Below are 22,925 nucleotides of genomic sequence, written 5' to 3'. Positions count from 1 at the left end.
GTGTTCAGGCTCGTCGTACAGACCGTCAAGGAGCGTAAGGCCGGGTTCGTCGGGGCGTTCGTCGCCCTGTTCGGCGCGTCCGTGCTCGTCACGGCCTTCGGAATCATCCTCCAGTCCGGCATCGGCAACGGGGTGCCGGTCCAGCGCTACTCCGGCGCTGCGGTCGTGGTCGGCGGTCAGAAGCACTTCACGGTCCACGAGGCCAAGAAGAGCAAGTCCAAGGACCTCAAGGACGCCGTCGGCGTCCCGATCGACCTGGTCGACAAGGTCGCCAGGACCGAGGGCGTCGACAAGGCCGTCCCGGTGCTCACCTTCCCCGCGCAGATCGTCTCCAACGACGGCGAGGAGCTGGTCAAGGGCGCCGACGACCGGACGTCCAACGGCACCAACTGGGGCGCGGCCGCGCTCGGCCCGTACGACCGCAACGGCGACGAGCCGAAGCGCGCCGGCGAGGTGGTGCTGGAGAAGTCCGTCGCCGACCACCGCAAGGTGAAGGTGGGCGACAGCGTCAAGATCGCCTCCACCCGGGACGCCAGCTCGTACAAGATCGTCGGCATCGTCACCTACAAGGGCGGCGGCGGGGCGCTGCGCACCCCGCCGGTGTTCTTCTCCGACGACGAGGCGCGCACCCTGTTCGGCCGCACCGACCAGGTCAGCGCCATCGGCGTGCTGGCGCCCAAGGACACCAACGCCGGCAAGCTCGGCGACCGGATCGACAAGGCGCTCAAGGGCTCCGCGATCGACGTCTACACCGGTGACGGGCGCAGCAGCGTCGAGAACCCGGACGTCGCCTCGGCCCGGGGCAGCCTGAAGGAGCTGGCGGGCTCGCTCGGCGGCACCGTCGTGCTGATCACCATGATGGTGGTGGGCAGCACCCTGGCGCTCAGCGTGCACCAGCGCCGGCGCGAGCTGGCGCTGCTGCGCGCGGTCGGCGCGACGCCCAAGCAGATCCACAAGATGATCTCGGGCGAGGCCCTGGTGATCTCGCTGGTGGCCTCGATCCTGGGCTGCTTCCCCGGCATGCTGGCCGCCGGGGTGCTGCGCGGGGCGCTCGGCGCGATCGGCATCCTGCCGGACGACTTCGAGTTCTCCTACGGCCCGATCCCGGCGATCGCCGCGGTCGGCATCGGCGTGATCGCCGCGCAGGTGGCGGCGTTCGCGGTGGCCCGCCGGGTGGTGTCGATCCGGCCGGTGGAGGCGCTCAGCGAGGCCCAGACCGAGCAGCCGGGCATCGGCGGCGCCCGGGTGGCCATCGGGATCCTGCTGTTCGTCCTCGGCTTCTGTGCGTCGCTGCTGCCGCTGTTCTTCGGCAGCATCTTCGCGGTGGCCGCGGCCGGCAGCGGTGGCCTGATCATGGTGATCGCGATCCTCATGCTGGCCCCGCCGGTGGTGGCGAAGGCGACCAGGCTGATGGCCGCGCCGTTCCAGCGGCGGTTCGGGACCCTCGGGTTCCTGGCCGTGGCCAACACCCGGGCCAACGCCCGGCGGCTGGCGGCCGGCATCGGCCCGCTGATCCTGGCGATCGGCTTCGCCTCGGTGCAGCTGTTCATCCCGACCACCACGTCGGGTGCGGCCGAGGCGCAGGCCCAGGCGGGCGTCGTCGCCGACTACACGGTGACGAGCGATTCCGGCGGCCTGCCGGTCACCGCGCCGAAGTTCATCGCCGGCCTGGACGGGGTGGACGCCGCGGCCGGGACGGTGCGGGTCGACCTGTTCGCCTCGACGAAGATGCTCGGCTCGCCGGAGATCTTCGACTACAAGGCGCAGGGGCTGACCCCGGGCAACCTGAGCCGGGTCGTCGACCTGGACGTCTCCGAGGGCTCCCTGGACAACCTGTCCACGGACACGGTGGCGATCAGCAGCGGGGCTTCGGCCACGCTCGGCGCGAACGTCGGCGGCCAGATCAAGGTGCACATGCCCGACGGGCAGACGCTGGAGCCGAAGGTGATCGCCGTGTACAAGCGCGGCCTGGGCTTCGGCGACATCACCCTGTCCTACGACACCGTGCTCCAGCACAGTTCGCGCCGGATGTACGACTCGGTGCTGGTGCGGGCCAAGGACGGCGCCGACAAGAAGAAGGTGATCGGGGAGCTCACCGGGCTCAACGACCGCTACCCCGGGGTGCACGTCCAGGACAAGGGCGGCCTGTCCGCCGCCCAGGAGAAGGCCGGCACGGCCAACCTGTTCGGCAGCGCGCTGCCGCTGGTCCTGGTCTTCGGGTACATCGCGGTGGCCGTCGCCAACACCCTGGTGATGACCACGCTGTCCAGAGCACGGGAGTTCGCGCTGCTGCGGCTGGTGGGCGCGACCCCCGAACAGGTCATGCGGATGATGCGCACCGAGACGCTGATGCTGATCCTGATCGCGGTGGTGGTCGGCAGCCTGGTGCCCATCGTGCCGTTGATGACGGTGAGCATGGGCCTGACCGGGTCCCTGGTTCCGCACATTCCGCCGCTGCTCTACCTGGCGATCGTGGCGGCGACCTCGGCCCTGGCCGCGGCGGCCGTTCTGGTGCCGACCAAGCTCGCCCTGCGCGCCCGCCCGGTGGAGGCCATCGGACTGCGCGAGTAGCTCCGCCCCCACCATTGCCACACCGACCCGCCGATGGGGTCCGCGACCGCGGACCCCATCGGCGTTTTCGGGTTTCCGGGCAGGTCGAACGGCGTTTCGCAGTGCGGCAACCAGGGTCATTCGGCTGCCGCTTAACGACCCTGACCGGCCCCGCCGCCCGGTGTTAGCCTGCATTCACCAGAGCGAATTCCCCTTTTGCGTAATCCCCGTACCGACGAGCCGTGGACGGAACACGGCCGAACGGGGCTGTTGTGCTGCGCCTTTTTCGGATTCCGGTGAATGCGGTGGGTGGGTTTTAGTGAATTCACAGTCATGGCGTGAAAAGGCCGGACGGCTCGCGCGCGAACACGGTGTGCGCTCCCTCCGGTGCGCGTTCTACGACGCCGGCGAACTCCACGTCGCCGAGGCGGGTGCGGAGCCCGGGCCGGCGCCCGCCGCGCCGTTCGCCTCGCTCACCAAGCTCTTCACCGCGACGCTGGCCATGCAGCTGGCCTTCGACGGCGACCTCGACCTGGACCTGCCGGTCGGCGAGTACCTGAACGAACCACCCTTCGCCGAGCTGAGACTGACGACCCGTCACCTGCTCAGCCACTCCTCCGGGCTGGTCTGCGACGGCCCCGGCGACGGCGGGCTGCGGGCCGCCGTCGCGGCCGGCCCGCTGTTCGCCCCCGGCACCGCGTTCTCGTACTCCAACGCCGGGTTCGCGCTGGCCGGAAAGGTCATCGAGGCCGCCGCCGGGGTGAGTTGGCGCAACGCCGTGACGGACTTCCTGCTCCGGCCGCTGGACATCGAACCGGCCTTCCTGGCGGCCGACGAGATCCCCCGCGACCTCGCCCCCGCCGCCGCGATCGCCGGCACCGTCACCGACCTGGTCGCGTTCGCCCGGCTCCACCTGGACGACCGCGACGCCTCGCACGCCGCCCTGCTCGACCAGGAGGCCGTCCGGGAGCTGGCCGAACCGCCCTTCGACACCCTGCCGTTCGGCCTGGCCGACGGCTGGGGCCACGGCTGGGCCCGGTACGGCAACGGCGCCGACCGCTGGCTCGGCCTCGACGGCGTGGGCGCGGGCGCCACCTGCCACCTGCGGATCCAGCCGGAACGCGGCACCGTGATCGCCCTCCAGGCCGACTCCGCCGCCGGCCTCGGCGCCTGGCAGGACCTGCTGGCCCAGCTCCGGGCCGAGGGCGTGGACGTCGCCGGCTACGCGCCGGGCCCCGCCGCCGGCGCCGCGCAGGACCTGTCGGACCGCGTCGGGCGGTGGGCCAACGGCGAGACCGTGTACCGGATCCGCCCCGGCGCCGACACGGCGGACGGCGCACACCCCGGCGCCACCGTCCTGGTCGACGACGACGGGATGGAGTACGACCTGACCGGCCGAGGCGAGCGCTTCTTCGCCGCCCGGCACCCGCGGCTGCCCGAGGTGGAACACCTCGGCCGCTTCCTGCTCGACCCGGAGACCGGGCGCGCGGACCACATGCAGTTCGGCGGCCGCGTCCTGCGACGCGTCGCCTGAACAGGCTGGAGAGCGAACGTGACGATCACCAACGACAGTGTCCTGTCGCCGGCGCAGCAGCGCCTGTGGTTCCTGAACCGCTTCCAGGAGGGCGCCGCCGGCCACACCCACACGGTGGCGCTGCGGCTGGCCGGCGGCCTGGGTCCGGAGCAGCTGCGCGCCGCGCTGGACGCCCTGGTCCGGCGGCACCCGCTGCTGGGCACCGTGCACCGCGAGGCCGAGGGCCGCTGCCGCCCCGAACCCGCCCCCGACGGCGGGGCGTTCGCCGGGCTGCGGCCCGAGCCGGTCGCCCCCGACGCGCTCGACGAGGCGCTGACCCGGGCGGCCGGCCAGGGCCTGGACCTCACCCGGGAGCCCCCGCTGCGGGCCCGGCTGCTCGCCACCGCTCCGGACGCCCACGTGCTGGTCCTGACGGTGCACGAGATCGCGGCCGACGAGCGCTCGCTCGCCGTGATCGTCGACGACCTGGCCCGGGCGTACGCGGCGGCCACCGCCCCGGCCGCCCCCGGCCCGTCCGAGCCCGCCCCGCAGTACGCCGCGGCGGCCGCCGCCGACCGGGAGCTGAACGGCGCCCCCGAGCGGCCCACCGAGCACGCCGCGGCCGAACTCGCCCACTGGCGCGCGGCCCTGGACGGCGCGCCGGCGCAGCTCGACCTGCCCGTCGACCGGCCGCGCCCGGCCGTCACCCGCTACGCCGCCGACGAGTACCGCAGCGAGCTGGACGGTCCGCTGGCGGCGGCCCTCGCCGACCTGGCCGCCGACTGCGGCGCCGGCGTCGAGGCGGTGCTGCACGCCGCCGTCGTGGCGCTGCTGGGCCGCTTCGGCGCCGGCGCCGACGTCCCGCTGGTCGGCAGCCTGCCCGGCCGCGACGACGCCCGGCGCGCCGCCGTGGTCGGCCCGCTGGCCAACCCGGTGGTGCTGCGGGTCGTCCGCCGCCCCGGCGCCTCCTTCCGCGAGCTGGTCGGCGACTGCGCGGCGGTCGCCGACACGGCCCGGCGCCACGGCGGCGTCCCGTTCGAGACCGTGGTCGGCGAGCTGCGGCCCGAGCGCGCGCTCAACCGCCACCCGCTGGCCCAGGTGGCCTTCGACCTCGCCGAGGACCTGCCCGCCCGGCTCCGCTTCGGCGCGCTCGACGCCCAGGTGGCCCAACTTCCCCGCCAGCACTCCCCGTTCGACCTCCAGCTGCGCTTCCGCAGCGCGCCCGACGGCTCCGGGCTGCGGCTGGCCGCGACCTTCAGCACCGAGCTGTTCGACCCGGCGACCGTCCGGCGGCTCACCGACGCGCTGCCGCGCCTGCTGGCCGCCGCCGTCGCCGCGCCGGACGCCGACCCGGACGGCTACGAGGTGCTGGACCCGGCCGAACGGCACGCCCTGCTGACCGCGTGGAACGCCACCGACCGGCCGGTGCCCGACGCCGACGTCTCCGCGCTGTTCCGGGCCCGGGCCGCCGCCCAGCCCGCGCGGACCGCCCTGATCGCCGGCGACACCGTGCTCAGCTACGCCGAACTCGACGACCGGGCCGAGCGGTTGGCCGGCGAGCTGCGCCGCCACGGCGCCGCCCCGGGCCGGCTCGTCGCCCTGGCGCTGCCGCGCTCCGCCGACCTCGTCGTCGCCCTGCTCGCGGTGGCCCGCACCGGCGCCGCCTACGTGCCGCTCGACCCCGACTACCCGGCCGACCGGATCGGCTACATCCTCGACCACGCCGCCCCCTCGGCACTGGTCACCGACAGCGCGACGGCCGGGCGGCTGCCCGCCACCGCCGCCCACCGGCTGCTGCTGGACGACGAGGAGGTGCGCGCCCGGCTGGCGACGGAGCCCGCCGGGCCGCAGGGCCCCGCCGCGACCGCCGCCGACCCGGCCTACGTCATCTACACCTCCGGCTCCACCGGCCGCCCCAAGGGCGTCGTCATCAGCCGCCACGCGCTGACCAACTTCCTGGTCTCGATGGCCGACCTCTTCCCGCTCGCCGCCGAGGACGTCTGGACCTCCGTCACCACGATCGCCTTCGACATCGCCGCCCTGGAGCTCTACCTGCCGCTGGTCGGCGGCGCCACCGTGGTCCTCGCCGACCGTGCGACCGTCACCGACCCCGCCGGGCTGGGCGCCCTGGTCGGCCGCACCGGCACCACGATCATGCAGGCCACCCCCAGCCTCTGGCAGGCCCTGTGCGACGAAGTCCCGCAGGCGCTGCGCGGCCTGCGGATGCTGGTCGGCGGGGAGGCCCTGCCGGCCGCCCTCGCCGAGCGGATGCGCGCGCTCGGCAGCGAGGTCACCAACCTGTACGGGCCCACCGAGACCACCATCTGGTCCACCGCCGCCCGCCTGGACGACCGCCCCGGCGCGCCGACCATCGGCCGGCCGATCGGCAACACCCGGGTCCGGGTCCTCGACGAGGCGCTGCGCCTGGTGCCGATCGGCGCCGCCGGCGAGCTGTACATCGCCGGGGACGGCGTCGGCACCGGCTACCTGCACCGCGAGGACCTCACCCGGGACCGCTTCCTGCCCGACCCGTACGGCGCCGAGGGCGAGCGCATGTACCGCACCGGCGACATCGTCCGCTGGGCCGCCGACGGCAACCTGGAGTACGTCGGCCGCGCCGACTTCCAGCTGAAGGTCCGCGGCTTCCGGATCGAGCCCGGCGAGATCGACGCCGTCCTGGAGCGGCACCCCGCGGTGGCCCGCGCCGTCACCGTCGCCCGCGAGTACGGGGCCGGCGACACCCGGCTGGTCTCCTACGTGGTGCCGGCCGGCGGGGGCGGCGCCGACCCGGCCGAACTGCGCGCGCACGCCGCCGCCACGCTGCCCGGCTACATGGTCCCGGCCGTGGTGGTGCCGATCCCCGAGATCCCGCTGACCCCCAACGGCAAGACCGACCGGGCCGCGCTCCCGGACCCGGGCACCGTCGCCGCCGGCAGCGGGCACGGGCCGCGCAGCGCCCGCGAGGAGCAGCTCTGCGACCTGTTCTGCGAGGTGCTCGGCGTCGCCTCGATCGGTGTCGACGACAGCTTCTTCGACCTCGGCGGCCACTCCCTGCTCGCCACCCGGCTGATCGGGCGCATCCGCTCGGTGCTGGACGTCGAGGTGCCGATCCGCACCCTGTTCGAGTCGCCCACCGTCGCCGGGCTGGCCGGCCGGCTGGGCAGCGAGCCCGCCCGCCGGGCCGGGCTGGTGCCGGTCGGCCGCGACCGGCCGCTGCCGCTCTCCTACGGCCAGCAGCGGCTCTGGTTCCTGTACGACTACGAGTCCCAGGGCACCGAGTACAACTCGCCGCTCGGCCTGCGGCTGACCGGGCCGCTCGACCGGGACGCCCTCGGGCGCGCCGTCGACGCCCTGGTGGCCCGGCACGAGGCGCTGCGCACCACCTTCGCCACCGAGGGCGGCCAGGGCGTGCAGGTCGTCCACGCCCCCGGCCACCGGCCGGTGCGCTTCACCGACCTCGCGGCCGAGGGGCGCGTCGACGACCTCGACCAGCTGCTGCGCACCGAGCTGAGCCGCTCCTTCGACCTGCGCGGCGGCCCGCTGCTGCGCCCCTGGCTGATCCGGCTGGCCGACGCCGAGCACCTGCTCGTCCTCGACATGCACCACGTCGTCACCGACGGCTGGTCCAAGGAGGTGATGGCCCGCGAGCTCGTCGCCCTGCTCGGCCAGGAGGCCACCGGCCGGCCCGCCGCGCTGAGCGAACTGCCGTTGCAGTACGCCGACTTCGCCGTGCACCAGCACGGCGAGCGGGGCGCCCGGGAGGCCGCCGACCTCGCCTACTGGAAGCGCCGGCTGGACGGCGTGGTGCCGCTGGAGCTGCCGACCGACCGGCCCCGGCCCGCCACCCGCGCCACCCGGGGCGCCGGCCACCCCTTCGAGCTGAGCCCCGAGCTGGTGGCCGCCCTCACCCGGCTCTGCCGCCGGGAGGGCGTCACCCTGTTCACCGTCCTCACGGCGGGCGTCCAACTGCTGCTGTCCCGGTACGCGCGCCAGCGCGACATCGCCGTCGGCACCATCGTCTCCGGCCGCGAGCACAGCGAACTGGAGGATGTGCTCGGCTTCTTCGTCAACACGCTGGTGCTGCGCTCCCGGACCACCCCCGACACGACCGTCGGCGCCTTCCTGGCCGACGTCCGGCAGGGCGTGCTGGAGGCCTTCACCCACCAGCACCTGCCGTACGACCGGCTGATCGACGAGCTCAAGCCGGACCGCGACCCCAGCCGCACCCCGCTGATCCAGGCCGCGCTGATGCTCAAGCGGGCCCAGGACGCGCTGCCCGGCCCCGACGGCCTGCGGGTCGAGGAGAGCGCCCTGCCGCGGATGCACGCGCTGTTCGACATCGGCTTCGAGTTCGAGGAGCGCGACGGGCGGCTCGGCGGCCTGGTCGAGTACAGCACGGCGCTCTTCGACCCGGAGACCGTCGCCCGGACCGCCCGCCACCTCACCGTGCTGCTGGAGGGCATGGCGGCGGCCGACCCGGACCGGCTCGTCGACGAGCTGCCGCTGATGGACGAGCAGGAACGCCGGCTGGTCACCACCGGCTGGAACGCCACCGCGACCGGCGCCCGGTTCCACACGGCGACCATCCACGGCCTGGTCGCCGACCAGGCCCGGCGCACCCCGGACGCCGCGGCCGTCACCACCGAGGACCGCAGCCTGACCTTCGCCGAACTCGACGCGCTGACGGACGCGCTGGCCCACCGGCTGGCCGACCGCGGTGTCGGCCCGGGCAGCGTCGTCGGCGTCCGCACCCGGCGCGCCGCCGAGATGACGATCGCCCAGCTCGCCGTGCTCAAGGCCGGCGCCGCCTACCTGCCGCTCGACCCCGAACTGCCCGACGACCGGACGGTCTACGTGCTCCAGGACGCCGGGGTGCCGGTGCTCCTCACCCAGCGCGACCTGCCCGGGCCCGAGGCCCCGGAAGGCGTCGAGGTGCTGTACGTCGAGGACACCGGGCCCGGCACGCACGACGGGCCGCCCGAGGTCGCCGTCGGCCCGTCCGACCTCGCGTACGTGATCTACACCTCGGGCTCCACCGGCAAGGCCAAGGGCGTGCTGATCGAGCACCGCGGCGTGGTCAACCTGTGCGACTGGTACCGGGACTTCTTCGACGCCGGGCCCGGCGACCGGGCCACCCAGATGGTGCCGCCCGGCTTCGACCCGACGGTGCTGGAGCAGTGGGGCGCTCTCGCCTGCGGCGTGGAGATCCGGTTCGCCTCCGACCGCGTCCTGGAGGACCCGCACCTGCTCGCCGGCTGGATCGTCGAGCAGGGGATCACCCTCATCCTCATCCCGGCCCCGCGCCTGGAGGGCCTGCTCGACCAGCCCGCGCTCCACCAGGGCCGGGTGCGCCACATCCTCACCGGCGCCGACGTGGTGCGCCGCCGGCTGCCGCGCGGCTCGGCGATGGCGCTGTCCAACCTGTACGGCCCGACCGAGACCACCGTGCTCACCACCGGCACGGTGCTGGAGGCGGAGGAGGACGCCCCGGTCGGGCGGCTGCCCTCGATCGGCCGGCCCATCGCCAACACCACCGGCTACGTGCTCGACGAGCACCGCGAGCCCGTCCCGGTGGGCGTGCCCGGCGAACTGTACGTCGGCGGCGCCGGGGTGGCCCGGGGCTACCTGGGCCGCCCGGAGCTCACCGAGGAGCGGTTCGTCCCGGACCACCTCGCCGCGACCGCCGGCGCGAGGCTCTACCGCACCGGCGACCTGGTCCGCTGGCTGCCCGACGGCACGCTCGAATTCCTCGGGCGGATCGACAACCAGGTCAAGGTGCGCGGCTACCGGATCGAGCTGGGCGAGATCGAGACCGCGCTGCTCGACGACGAGAGCGTCGAGCAGACCGCGGTGGTCGCCCGGACCAAGCCGTCCGGGCAGACCGTGCTGACCGGCTACGTGGTGCCCGCGGACGGCGCCGCCGACCCGGAGAAGATCCGGGCCCGGCTCGCCGAGCGGCTGCCCGGCTACATGGTCCCGCCGGTCGTCATCGTCCTGGACGCGTTCCCGATGACCACGAGCGGCAAGATCGACCGGCGGGCCCTGCCGGAGCCGGAGGAGCAGCGGCCGGCCGCCGAGCCCACCGCGCCCCGGGACGAGACCGAGGCGGCGCTGGCCGGGATCTGGGCCGAGGTGCTGGGCGTGCCCGTCGTGGGGGCCGAGGACAACGTCTTCGACCACGGCGCCAACTCGGTGCTCACCCTCCAGGTCACCGCCCGGATCCGGGAGGTGTTCGGCGTCGGGGTCTCGGCCCGGCACGTGTTCGCCGCCCGCACCGTGGCGGCCCTCGCGGACCAGGTCCGCAAGCAAGTACTCGAAGACGTGCGCCGGACACCGGCGGACCGGACGACGACGCGCGGTGGCGCGCGGGGGAGCAACCGATGACAGACCAGCGACACAGCGAGGGCCAGGACGCCGACGAGATCCTGCGGCAGCGACTGGCAGCCGCCGGCGCCGGCGGCGGCGACCGCGACGCGATCCGGCCCGGCGGCGACGGCCCGGCCCCGCTCTCCTTCGGCCAGGAACGGCTCTGGTTCCTCCAGGAGTTCGAGACCGACGCGGTCGAGTACACCACCTCGTTCGGCCTCCGGCTGCGCGGCGGCCTCGACCTGGCCGCGCTGCGCACCGCGCTGACCGGCCTGGTCGAGCGGCACGAGCCGCTGCGCACCGTCTTCACCACCGAGGACGGCGTGGCCCGCCAGGAGGTCCGGCCCGCCTACGCCCCGGACACCGAGCCGGTGGACCTGGGCGCGCTGGGCGCCGACGAGCGGGAGGCCGAGTTCGCCGCGCTGCTGCGCCGCGAACTCGCCACCCCCTTCGACCTCGCCAGCGGCCCGCTGCTGCGCTCCACGGTCGTGCGGCACGGCCCGGACGACCACGCGCTCTTCCTCAACCTGCACCACATCGCCGCCGACGGCTGGTCCAAGGGCCTGCTGACCGGCGAGCTCGGCGAGCTCTACCGGGCCGCCGTCGAGGGCCGCCCGCACACCCTCGCCCCGCTGCCGGTCAGCTACCGCGACTACTCCCGCTGGCAGCGCGAGCGCTGCACCGAGGACCGCCTGGCCGGGCAACTGGACTACTGGCGCGACGAGTTGGCGGATATCCAGCCGCTGGAGCTGCCCACCGACCGGCCCCGCCCGGCGGTGCGCACCACCGTCGGCGCCCTGCACACCTTCCAGGTCGACGCCGAGGTCGCCGCCGGCCTCGACACGCTCGGCGCCGAACGCGGCACCACGCTCTTCGCCGTGCTCGCCGCCGCCACCCAGGTGCTGCTGGCCCGGCACACCGGCCAGCGCACCGTGGGCCTGGGCACCGTCTCGGTCGGCCGTGACCGCACCGAACTGGAGCCGCTGGTCGGCTTCTTCGTCAACACCCTGGTCCTGCACGGCCGGATCGACCTGGACGAGGCCTTCGGCGACCTGCTGGAGCGCACCACCGACCAGCTCTGGGACGCCCTCAGCAACCAGGACGTCCCCTTCCACCGGCTGGTGGACGAGATCCAGCCCGAGCGCGACCCGAGCCGCACCCCGCTGGTGCAGGCCGCCCTCGTGCTCCAGAACGACCCCGGCGCCCTGCCCGACTTCGGCGGCCCGGCCGTCGAGGAGTTCCGCGCGCCCTCGGTGTCCTCCATCTTCGACCTGACGCTGGAGTTCACCCCGGCCGCCGACGGCACGCTGGGCGGGACGGTGGAGTACAACACCGACCTGTTCGACGCCTCGACCGTCGACGCGCTCTGCACCCGGCTGCTGCTCCTGCTGGCGGGCGTCGCCGCCGACGCCGACCGCCCGGTCGGCGACCTGCCGCTGCTCACCGCCGCCGAACTCGACACCGTCACCCGCGACTGGGCCGAGAACCGGGTGCCCTACCCGGCCGACCGGACCGTCCACTCGCTGGTCGCCGAACAGGCCGCGGCCACCCCCGACGCCATCGCCGTCACCGCCGCCGAAGGCCAGCTGACCTACCGTCAACTCGACGAGCAGGCCGACCAGTTGGCCAGGCTGCTGCTCGACCACGGCGCCCGCCCCGGCCAGCACGTCGCGGTCTGCCTGCCCCGCGGCACCGGCCTGGTCGTCGCCCTGCTGGCCGTGCTCAAGGCCGGCTGCACCTACGTCCCGCTGGACCCGGACTACCCGGCCGACCGGCTGGAGTTCATGCTCGCGGACACCGGGGCCGCGCTCTGCGTCACCGACCGGGAGCTGCTCGAACGGCTGCCCGACCTGGCCGTCCCGGCCCTGCTGCCCGCCGAGCGCACCGCCGAGCTGGCCGCCCTCCCGGCCGGGCCGCCGGCCACCGACGCGGGGCCCGAGAGCGCCGCCTACGTCATCTACACCTCCGGCTCCACCGGCCGGCCCAAGGGCGTCGTGGTCGAGCACCGCTCCATCGTCCGGCTGGTCCACGGCGCCGACTACGCCCCGCTGGCGGCCGACGACGTGGTGGCGCAGGTCGCCGACGCCACCTTCGACGCGGCGACCTTCGAGTTCTGGGGCCCGCTGGTGGCCGGGGCGCGGATCGCCGTCATCACCAAGGACGTCCTGCTCGACCCGCCGGCCTTCGCCGCCGCACTGCGCTCGACCGGCGCCACCGCGATGTTCCTCACCGCCGGCGTCTTCAACCAGGTCGTCGGCCTGGAGCCCACCGCCTTCGGCGGCATGCGCCACCTGCTGGTCGGCGGCGAGGCGCTCAACCCGCGCCGGATCGCCGAACTGCTGGCCGGCGGCGCCCCGCCGCAGCGGCTGGTCAACGGCTACGGCCCGACCGAGACCACCACCTTCGCCGTCTCCCACCTGATCCGCGAGACCGACGGCGTGCGCGCCATCCCGATCGGCCGCCCGATCTCCAACACGGCGGTGTACGTCCTCGACGAGCGCCGCCGCCCCGTCCCGCCCGGCGCGCCCGGCGAGCTCTGGATCGCCGGCCCCGGCGTCGCCCGCGGCTACCTGGGCCGCCCGGAGCTGACCGAGGAGCGCTTCCAGCCCTCGCCGTTCGCGGCGGAGCCCGGCGAGCGGATGTACCGCACCGGGGACGTGGTGCGCTGGGCCGACGGCCTGGTCGAGTACCTCGGCCGCGCCGACACCCAGGTCAAGGTCCGCGGCTACCGGATCGAGCCCGGCGAGGTCGAAGCCGTCCTGGAGGCCCACCCTGCGGTGGCCGAGGCCCTGGTGGTCGCCCTCGCGGACGGCGACCACAAGCGGCTGGTCGGCTACCTGCGCGCCGAGCCCGGCGCCGTCATCGCGCCGCTGGACCTGCGCGCCTTCGCCGAGCAGCGGCTGCCCTCCTACAGCGTCCCGACGGCCTTCGCCACCCTCGACGCCTTCCCGCTCACCCCCAACGGCAAGGTCGACGTCCGGGCCCTGCCGGCGCCGGACGCCCCCCTGGAGCGGGAGGACTACCGGGCCCCCGAGGACCCGGCCGAGCAGGCGCTCGCCGAGGTCTGGTCGGAGGTGCTCGGCATCGGCAAGGTCGGCGCCGACGACAACTTCTTCGAACTCGGCGGCGACTCCATCCTGAGCATCCAGGTGGTCGCCCGGGCCCGCCGGGCCGGCCTCGTCATCACCTCGAAGGACATCTTCTCCCGGCAGTCGCTCGCCGACCTCGCCCGCGCCGCCCGCCCGGTGGAGCAGGCCCCGGTCGTCCAGGTCGACGCCGACGACCACGAGCCGGCCCCGCTCGGCCCCGTCCAGGAGTGGTTCTTCGCCCACCACACCCGCGGCGCCCACCACTTCAACCAGTCCGTGCTGATCACCCTGGACGGCGCGGTCGACGAACCCGCGCTGGCCCGCGCCCTGGCCGGCCTGGTCCGCCGGCACGAGGCCCTGCGCACCCGCTTCGCCACCGGCCCCGACGGCCGGCGGGTCCAGACCGTCACCGCGCCGGACGCCGACGCCGTGCCGGCCGAGGCCCGGATCGAGCGGATCACCCTCGACCAGGCCGCCCCCGGCGAGCGCGCCGCCGCCATGCGCACCCTCGCCGAGGCCGCGCAGGCCTCGCTGGACCCGGCCGAAGGGCCGCTGGTGCGCACCCTGCTGTTCGACCACGGCGTCGGCGAGCCCGCGCGGCTGCTGCTCACCGTGCACCACCTGGCCGTGGACGGCGTCTCCTGGCGGATCCTCCTGGAGGACCTGGAGAGCGCCTACCGGCAGGCCGTCCGCGGCGAGGACGTCGACCTCGGCCCGGCCGGTACCTCGTACCGCGGCTGGGCGCGCCGCCTCGCCGCCTTCACCCAGGACGGCGGCCTGGACGGCGAACTGGCGCACTGGGCCCGCCCGGTGCCGGCCGGCTCCGCCGACCTGCCCGCCGACCGGGAGGGCCGCAACAGCGTCGGTGACACCCGCGCCGTCTCGGCCGGCCTCGACGCCGAGCGCACCCGGCAACTGCTCCAGGACGTGCCCGCCGTCTACCGCACCCAGGTCAACGACGTCCTGCTGACCGCGCTCGGCCGCGCACTCGCCCGCTTCACCGGCCGGGCCCGCACCCTGATCACCCTGGAGGGCCACGGCCGCGAGGAGATCCTCGACGGCACCGACGTCTCCCGGACGGTCGGCTGGTTCACCTCGATCTTCCCGGTGCTGCTGGAGTCCCCGGCCGACCGCCCGCTCGGCCGGCTCATCCGCGACACCAAGGAACTGCTGCGCGCCGTGCCCGGCCGCGGCGCCGGCTACGGCCCGCTGCGCTACCTGCGCGGCGACCAGCCGCAGGCCGCCGCCCTGGCCGCGGCGCCGCAGCCCCAGGTCAGCTTCAACTACCTCGGCCAGTGGAGCGACGCCGCGGCCGGGAGCGAGCTGTTCCGCGCCGTCGAACCCGACTACGGCCTGGACCACCACCCGGACGAGGAGCGGCCGCACCTGCTGGACATCGTCGGCGAGGTCCGGCACGGCGTGCTGACCTTCGACTTCCACTACGCGCCGCAGCGCCACGACCAGGCCACCGTGCAGCGGCTCGCCGACGACTTCGCGGCGGCCCTGACCGAACTCGTCGAGCACTGCCTGACCCCCGGCGCCGGCGGCGCCACCCCCGGCGACTTCCCGCTGCTCACCCTCGACCAGGAGACCGTCGACCGGCTGGTGCCGGCCGGCTCCGCCGTCGAGGACATCCACCCGCTGACCCCGATGCAGAGCGGGATGCTCTTCCACACCCTCAACCAGGACGGCGTCGGCGCCTACTCCGACCACGTCGCCTTCCGGCTGGAGGGCGTCCGCGACGTCGACGCGCTGGCCGCCGCCTGGCAGCAGGTGGTCGACCGCACCCCCGCGCTGCGCACCCGGCTGGTCTGGGACGGCGTCCCCGAGCCCGTCCAGGTGGTCGAGCGATCCGCCCGGCTGACGGTGCGCCACCTCGACTGGACCGGCCTGCCCGCCGCCGAACTGGACCGCCGGCTCAAGGCGCTGATCGACGAGGAGCGCGCCACCGGGATCGAGCTGTCCCGGGCGCCGCTGATGCGCCTCGCCCTCGCCCGCGAGGACGAGCGGACCGTCCGCGTCGTGTGGACCTTCCACCACGCCGTCCTGGACGGCTGGAGCACCTCGCACCTGTTCGCCGACCTCTTCGCCGCCTACCAGGCGCTCACCGACGGCCGGGGCAAGGCCCCGGCCCTGCCCGAGCGCCGGCCGTTCCGCGACTACGTCGCCTGGCTGGCCCGGCAGGACAAGGCCGCGGCCGCCGCCCACTGGAGCGCCCTGCTGGGCGACCTGGACGCGCCGACCCAGCTGCCCTTCGGCCGCTCGGTGCCCCAGGGCCACGAGTCCCAGTCCGCCGGGCAGGTCCGGGTGGGCCTGTCCGGCGCCGAGACCGACGCGCTGGTCGCGATGGTCCGCCGCCACCGGCTCACCCTCAACACCGCCGTCCAGGGCGCCTGGGCGATCCTGCTGGCCCGCCACTCCGGGCAGCGCGACGTCTGCTTCGGCACCACCGTGGCCGGCCGCCCGACCGAGCTGCCCGGCGCCGACACCATGGTCGGCAACCTGCTCAACACCCTGCCGCTGCGCACCGAGGTCGACCAGGACGCCCCGCTGGTGGAGTGGCTGGCGGCCCTCCAGGCCGAGCAGGCCGAATCCCGGCGCTTCGAGTACTCCTCGATCGCCGAGATCCAGCGCAGCAGCAAGGTCCCGCGCGGCAGCGCGCTGTTCCAGACCCTGGTGGTGTTCGAGAACTACCCGGGCAACGGGGCCGCCGCCGAACGCCACGGACTGCGCCTCAGCGACGTCCGCGCCGTCGACACCACCAGCTTCACGCTGGACCTCACCGCCTACGACGACGACGGCTCGCTGACCCTGCTGCTCTCCTACGACCCGGCGCTCTACGACCGCGCCCAGGCCGAGGTGCTCGCCGACCAGCTCGCCGTCCTGCTCGGCAGCATGCCCACCGCCCCCGGCCAGCGGGTCGGCGACGTCCCGATGCTGTCGCTGCGCGCCCGCGACCGCGTCCTGTACGAGTGGAACGACACCGGCACCCCGGGCGCCGACTCCTGCCTGCACGAGCTGATCGCCGAGCAGGCGCAGCAGACCCCGGACGCCGAGGCGGTGGTCTTCGAGGAGACCGTGCTGACCTACGCGGAGCTGGAGACCCGGGCCAACCGGCTCGCCCAGCACCTCGTCGGCCAGGGCATCGGCCCGGAGACCGTCGTCGCGATCTGCCTGGACCGCGGCCCGGACACCGTCGTCGCCGCCCTCGGCGTCCTCAAGGCCGGCGCCGCCTACCTGCCGCTGGACCCCACCCACCCCGCCGAGCGGCTGCGCCTGGTGCTGGACGACAGCGCCGCCGCCATGCTCGTCACCCAACGGGACCTCGCCGAGCGGCTCCCGCTGTGCGACGCGACCGTGCTCTGCCTGGACGCCGACCGCGAGGCGATCGACAGCTGGCCCGCCGAGGCGCCCAGCACCGAGGTGACCCCGGACAACCTCGCCTACGTCATCTACACCTCCGGCTCCACCGGCAAGCCCAAGGGCGTCACGGTCGAGCACCGCAGCGTCGCCCGGGCCGCCGCGGCCTGGCGCGAGGCCTACCGGCTCGACCGCGGCCCCGTCCGCCAGCTCAACCTCGCCAGCATGGCCTTCGACGTCTTCGTCTCCGACCTGACGCACGCGCTGACCACCGGCGGCGCCCTGGTGCTCTGCCCGAAGGACGCCACCACCGACCCGGTGCGCCTGCTCGACCTGATGGAGCGCCAGCGCGTCACCCACGTCGAGACGGTGCCCTCGCTGGCCAACGCGCTGGCCGACGAGGCCGCCCGCACCGGCCGGGCCTTCCCGCCGCTGCGCTACCTGGCCGTCGGCTCGGACAACTGGCGCACCGACGACTGCCGGCGGCTGCTGAAGAGCGTCGCCCCCGGCACCGTCGTGCTCAACTCCTACGGCGTCACCGAGGCCACCGTCGAGTCCTCGTACTTCACCGTCACCCCGCAGAGCCTGCCGGACGTCGCGTCCGTGCCGATCGGCCGGCCCATCCCGGGCACCCGGATGTACGTCCTGGACGCGGACCTGGAGCCGCTGCCGGTCGGCGTCGTCGGCGAGCTCTTCCTCGGCGGCACCGGCGTCACCCGGGGCTACCTGGGCCGCCCCGACCTCACCGAGGAGCGCTTCTCCGCCGACCCGTTCACGCCCCACCCCGACGGCCGGCTCTACCGCACCGGCGACCAGGCCCGCTTCCTGCCCACCGGCGACGTCGAGTTCCTCGGCCGCGGCGACGACCAGGTCAAGATCCGCGGGTTCCGGGTGGAACTCGCCGAGATCGAGGCCGTCCTGCGCCGCCACCCCGACGTCCTGGAGGCCGTCGCGGCGCTGCGCTCCGAGCCGGGCGCCGTCCTGACCGGGTACGTCGTGCCCCGGCCCGGCACCGCACCGGAGAGCGCCGAGCTGCGCCGCTACCTGGAGGGCTCGCTGCCCCGCCACATGGTGCCGCAGGCCTTCGTCCGGCTCGACCGGCTGCCGCTGAACGCCAACGGCAAGGTGGACCGGCGGGCGCTGCCGGCCGCGGCCGCCGACGACCGCCCGGCCACCACCAGGACGGCCCCCCGCAACCCCGCCGAGCAGGCGCTCGCCGGGCTCTGGGCGGAGGTCTTCCGGGTGCCCGAGGTCGGCGTCGACGACAACTTCTTCGACCTGGGCGGTGACTCGATCCTGAGCATCCAGGTCGTCTCCCGGGCGCGGCAGTTGGGACTGCGCCTCAGCTCGCAGGACATCTTCAGCCACCAGACCATCGCCGGGATCGCCGCCGCGATCTCGACCCACGAACCCGAGGAGCCGGCCGGCGTGAACACCGAACCCGTCACCGGAAGGGCGCCGCTGACCCCGATCCAGCGCGCCTTCTTCCAGCACCACACCGAGGCCCCCCAGCACAGCACCATGTCCGTGCTGGCCGAGCTGCGCGAACTCCCCGACGAGGCGCACCTGCGCACCGCGCTCGACGCCCTCCTCACCCACCACGACGCCCTGCGCACCCGCTTCCGCACCGTCTACGGCCGCTGGCAGCAGGAGATCGCCGCCCCCGGCGACGGCTGGCCGCTGGAGCGGCTGGACCTCACCCTGGAGGCCGACCCGGAGGGCGCGCTGCTGGCCGCCGCCACCGCCGCCCAGTCCGGCTTCGACCTGGCCGAGGGCCCGCTGGTGCGGGCCGTGCTGGCCGACCTCGGCGGCACCGCCGGCGCCCGGCTCTTCCTCACCGCCCACCACCTGGTGGTCGACGCGGTCTCCTGGCAGACCCTGCTCGGCGACCTGGAGACGGCCTACCGGCAGGCCGCCGAGGGCCGGCCGGTCGACCTCGGCTCGCGCGGCACCTCCTTCCTCGACTGGTCCCGCCGGCTCTCCGAGCACACCGCGGTCGGCGGCTTCGACGAGGAGCTGGACCACTGGTTCGCGGCCGGCCGCGCCGGCGGCGAGCCGCTGCCCGCCGACCTCACCGGCACCCCGACCGTCGCCACCGCCGCCGCCGTCCGGGTCGGCCTGGACGCGGAGAGCACCGACGCGCTGCTGCGCGAGGTCCCCGCGGTCTACCGCACCCAGGTCAACGACGTCCTGCTGACCGCGCTCGCCCGGGTGCTCGCCGACTGGACCGGCCGATCCGCCGTCCTGGTGGACCTGGAGGGCCACGGCCGCGAGGAGATCTTCGACGACGTCGACCTGAGCCGCACCACCGGCTGGTTCACCACCTCCTTCCCGGTCGCCCTGGACACCGCCGACGGCGCCGACTGGGGAGCCCGGCTCCGCTCCGTCAAGGAGCAGCTGCGGGCCGTCCCCCAGCGCGGCATCGGCTACGGCGCGCTGCGCCACCTCAGCCCGGCCGGGGCGCCCGGCGAGCTGCTCGCCGAAGGCCCCCGCGCCCAGGTCGGCTTCAACTACCTCGGCCGGGTCGTCGACGGCCACGACGGCGGCCTGCTGCACGACGTGCGGCTCGGCTACGGCACCGAGCAGGCGCCCGGGGAACTGCTGGAGTACCCGCTCGACATCGTGGCGTACGTGCGCGACGGCAAGCTCGGCTTCGAGCTGTTCCACTCCACCGCGACCCACACCACCGAGACCGTCCAGCGGGTCGGCGACCAGCTGGTCGAGGCCCTGCGCGGGATCGTCGCGCACTGCCGTGAGGCCGGCGCCGCCGCCTCCGGGGCCACCCCCTCGGACTTCCCGCTCGCCCGGGTCGACCAGCCGCTGCTGGACGAGCTGACCGCCCTGGGCCGGATCGCCGACCTCTACCCGGCCACGCCGATGCAGCACGGCCTGCTGTTCCACAGCCTCACCGAGGAGGGCGAGGGCGTCTACCTCGGCCAGCTGTCCTTCCTGCTGGAGGGCGGCGTGGACGCGGACGCCTTCGCCGAGGCCTGGCAGCGCCTCGCCGACCGGACCCCGATGCTGCGCACCGGCTTCGCCCGGGTCGACACCGACCAGCCGCTCCAGGTGGTCCGCGAGCACGTCACCGTGCCCGTCGAGCGGCTGGACTGGAGCGCCCTGCCGGCGGCCGAGCGCGAGCAGCGGTTCGCCGCCTACCTCGCCGAGGACCGCACCCGCGGCATCGACCTGGCCGTGGCGCCGCTGATGCGCCTGGCTCTGATCGACGAGCCGGACGGCGCCCTGCGGGTCGTCTGGACCTCGCACCACCTGCTGCTGGACGGCTGGAGCAGCGCCGAACTGGTCTCCGAGGTGGTCGACGACTACCTCCGGCTCACCGGCCACGACCGGCCCGGCCCGGCCGCCCGCCGCCCGTTCCGCGACTACGTCGCCTGGCTCGGCGAGCAGGACCTGGCCGACGCCGAGCGCTACTGGCGCGAGCTGCTCGACGGCTTCACCGCCCCGACCGCCCTGCCGGCCGACCGGGCCGGCGAGGAGGCGGCCCGCCAGGGCAGCGAGGCGACCAGCGTCTTCCAGCTGGAGCCCGAGGTCAGCGAGCGGCTCGCCGAGGTCGCCCGGCGCCACCGGCTCACCACCAACACGCTCGCCCAGGGCGCCTGGGCGCTGACGCTCTCGCGCTACGCGGGGGAGCGGGAGGTCTGCTTCGGCTCGGCCGTCTCCGGCCGCCCCGCCGACCTGCCCGACGTCGAGTCGATGATCGGCCTGTTCATCAACAACCTGCCGGTGCGGGTCGAGGTCCGCCCCGAGCAGCCCGTCCTCGACTGGCTGGGCGACCTCCAGCGCGACCAGGTCCAGGCCCGCAGCTACGAGTACGTCTCACTGGCGCAGATCCGCGGCTGGACCGGACTGCCCGCCGGGGTCGACCTGTTCGACAGCTACGTGGTCGTCGAGAACTACCCCTTCGACGGCGAGCTGGGCTCCGACCAGGGCATCCGGATCCGCGACGTGCGCTCCCAGGAGCCCACCAGCTACGCCATGGTGCTCGCGGTCTTCGCCGGCGAGCAGCTCTCCTTCCGGCTCGCCTACGACCCCGGGCTCTTCGACGCCGACACCGCCGACCGCGTCACCGGCGACCTGCGCGCCCTGCTGGAGGAGATCGCGGCCGAGCCCGAGCGCACCCTCGCCGAGCTGCGCGCGCTGGCCCCCGCCCACCGGGAGCGGCTGCTCACCGGCCACAACGAGACCGCCACCGCGCTCACCACCGACGCCCTGGTGCCCGAGCGGTTCGCCCGCCAGGCCGCCGCCACCCCGCAGGCCGTCGCCCTGGTCCACGGCGGCGAGCGGATCACCTTCGCCGAGCTGGACGAGCGGGCCAACCGGCTCGCCCACCACCTCGCCGACCGGGGCGTCGGCCCCGAGGTGCCGGTCGCGGTCTGCCTGCGGCGCGGCCCCGGCCTGATCACCGCGCTGCTCGCGGTGCTCAAGGCGGGCGGCGTCTACACCCCGCTGGACCCGGCCGCCCCGGCCGAACGCCTGCGGCTGCTGGTCGAGGACGTCAAGCCCCGGGTGGTGATCGCCGACGAGGCCGCGAGCACCACGCTGGCGCTGCCCGCCGACGTCGCCCTGGTCGTCCCGGAGCGCGAGCGGGACGCGATCGCGGCCCGGCCCGCCACCGCCCCCGACCCGGACCTCGCCCCGGAGCACGCCGCCTACGTCATCCACACCTCCGGCTCCACCGGCAAGCCCAAGGGCGTGCTGGTCGAGCACGGCAGCCTGGCGAACCTGCTCGACAGCCACCTGCGGACCGTCTTCGAGCCGCTGCGCGAGGCCTGCGGCGACCGGCAGGTCCGGGTCGCCCACCTGGCGCCCGCGTCCTTCGACGCCTCCTGGAACCCGGTGCTGTGGATGGTCGCCGGCCACGAACTGCACCTGGTCGACGACGAGGTGCGGCGCGACGCGCACGCCCTGGTCGCCTACCGCGCCGAGCAGCGGATCGACTTCCTGCAGACCACCCCGTCCTGGTTCCGCCAGCTCGACGACGCCGGACTGCTCGCCCCCGGCAGCCACCCGCTGCGCGGCGCGGCGCTCGGCGGCGAGGCGATCGGCCAGGCCCAGTGGGACCGGCTGCGCGCCCAGTCCGACCTGATCGCCTACAACTTCTACGGGCCCACCGAGGCCACCGTGGACGCGCTGGTCTGCCGGGTCGCCGACAGCCCCCGGCCCGTCCTCGGCCTGCCCGTCCAGAACGTCCGGGCCTACGTCCTGGACCCGGAGCGCAACCTCGCCCCGGTCGGCGCGCCCGGCGAGCTGTACCTGGCCGGGGACGGCCTCGCCCGCGGCTACCTGGGCCGCCCCGACCTGACCGAACAGGCCTTCCTGGCCGCGCCGTTCGACCCCAAGGAGCGGCTGTACCGCACCGGCGACCGGGTCCGCCGGCTGTCCGACGGCCGGCTGGAGTTCCTCGGCCGGCTCGACGACCAGGTCAAGCTGCGCGGCTACCGGATCGAGCCGGGCGAGATCACCGCGGCCCTGGACGCCCACCCGGGCGTCGCCGAGTCCGTCGTCCTGGTCCGCGGCGAGGCCGAGCACGCCCGCCTGGTCGCCTACCTGCGGCCGGCCGCGGGCGGCGTCCCCGGCGCCGCCGAGCTCGCCGGCTACCTCGCCGAGCGGCTCCCGGCCCACCTGGTGCCGGCCGCCTTCGCCGAGGTGGAGTCCTTCCCGCTCACCCGGCACGGCAAGATCGACCGGGCCGCGCTGCCCGACCCCGCCGAGACGGCCGTCGAGGCCGCCGAGGAGTGGGTGGAGCCGCGCGACGAGACCGAGAAGCTGATCGCCGGGATCTGGTCCGAGACCCTGCACGTGGAGCGGGTCGGCGCGCACGACAGCTTCTTCGCCCTCGGCGGGCAGTCCCTGACCAGCGTGCAGGCGATCACCAGGATCAAGCAGACCTTCGGCATCCGGATCGCCTTCCGCAGCCTCCTGGAGAACCCCACCGTGGCGGGGGTGGCGCGACTCGTCGAGGACGCGCTGCTGGAGGAACTGGAGCGAGAGGCCGCGCGCCAGTCGGCGCCGGCGGCGGAGTAGGGGCA

At 75.0% G+C, this 22,925-nt stretch carries 4 protein-coding genes; all 4 read left to right on the top strand.

Annotation, left to right across the window (positions count from 1 at the left end):
- The 4 genes from AB0R04_RS26660 to AB0R04_RS26645 all read left to right on the top strand — a co-directional run bounded on the left by AB0R04_RS26660 (position 1) and on the right by AB0R04_RS26645 (position 22,920).
- On the top strand, positions 1 to 2,571 hold the full coding sequence (locus AB0R04_RS26660) for an FtsX-like permease family protein (protein ID WP_363375487.1): 2,571 nt from the start codon (positions 1 to 3) through the stop codon (positions 2,569 to 2,571).
- 352 nt (positions 2,572 to 2,923) lie between these two features.
- The gene (locus tag AB0R04_RS26655; protein WP_363375485.1) at positions 2,924 to 4,084 is read left to right on the top strand and encodes a serine hydrolase domain-containing protein; all 1,161 of its coding nucleotides are present in this window, start codon (positions 2,924 to 2,926) and stop codon (positions 4,082 to 4,084) included.
- Between the two features lie 18 nt (positions 4,085 to 4,102).
- Positions 4,103 to 10,447 (top strand): amino acid adenylation domain-containing protein, encoded by a 6,345-nt coding sequence (locus AB0R04_RS26650; RefSeq protein ID WP_363375482.1) that lies wholly within the window; start codon positions 4,103 to 4,105, stop codon positions 10,445 to 10,447.
- Positions 10,444 to 22,920 carry an amino acid adenylation domain-containing protein gene (locus AB0R04_RS26645; protein ID WP_363375480.1) on the top strand — a complete coding sequence of 4,159 codons (12,477 nt, stop codon included), beginning with the start codon at positions 10,444 to 10,446 and terminating at the stop codon, positions 22,918 to 22,920. Before AB0R04_RS26650 ends, AB0R04_RS26645 begins: the two co-directional genes overlap by 4 nt.
- Positions 22,921 to 22,925 lie beyond the last annotated feature (5 nt).

The organism is Kitasatospora sp. NPDC056731 (assembly GCF_040687675.1).
GTDB lineage: Bacteria > Actinomycetota > Actinomycetes > Streptomycetales > Streptomycetaceae > Kitasatospora.
This window is presented reverse-complemented; position numbering and strand designations above follow the sequence as displayed.

Coding starts and splice junctions, on each gene's coding strand:
- AB0R04_RS26645 (WP_363375480.1), top strand. CDS start 10,444: ATGACAGACCAGCGACACAGCGAGGGCCAGGACGCCGACGAGATCCTG.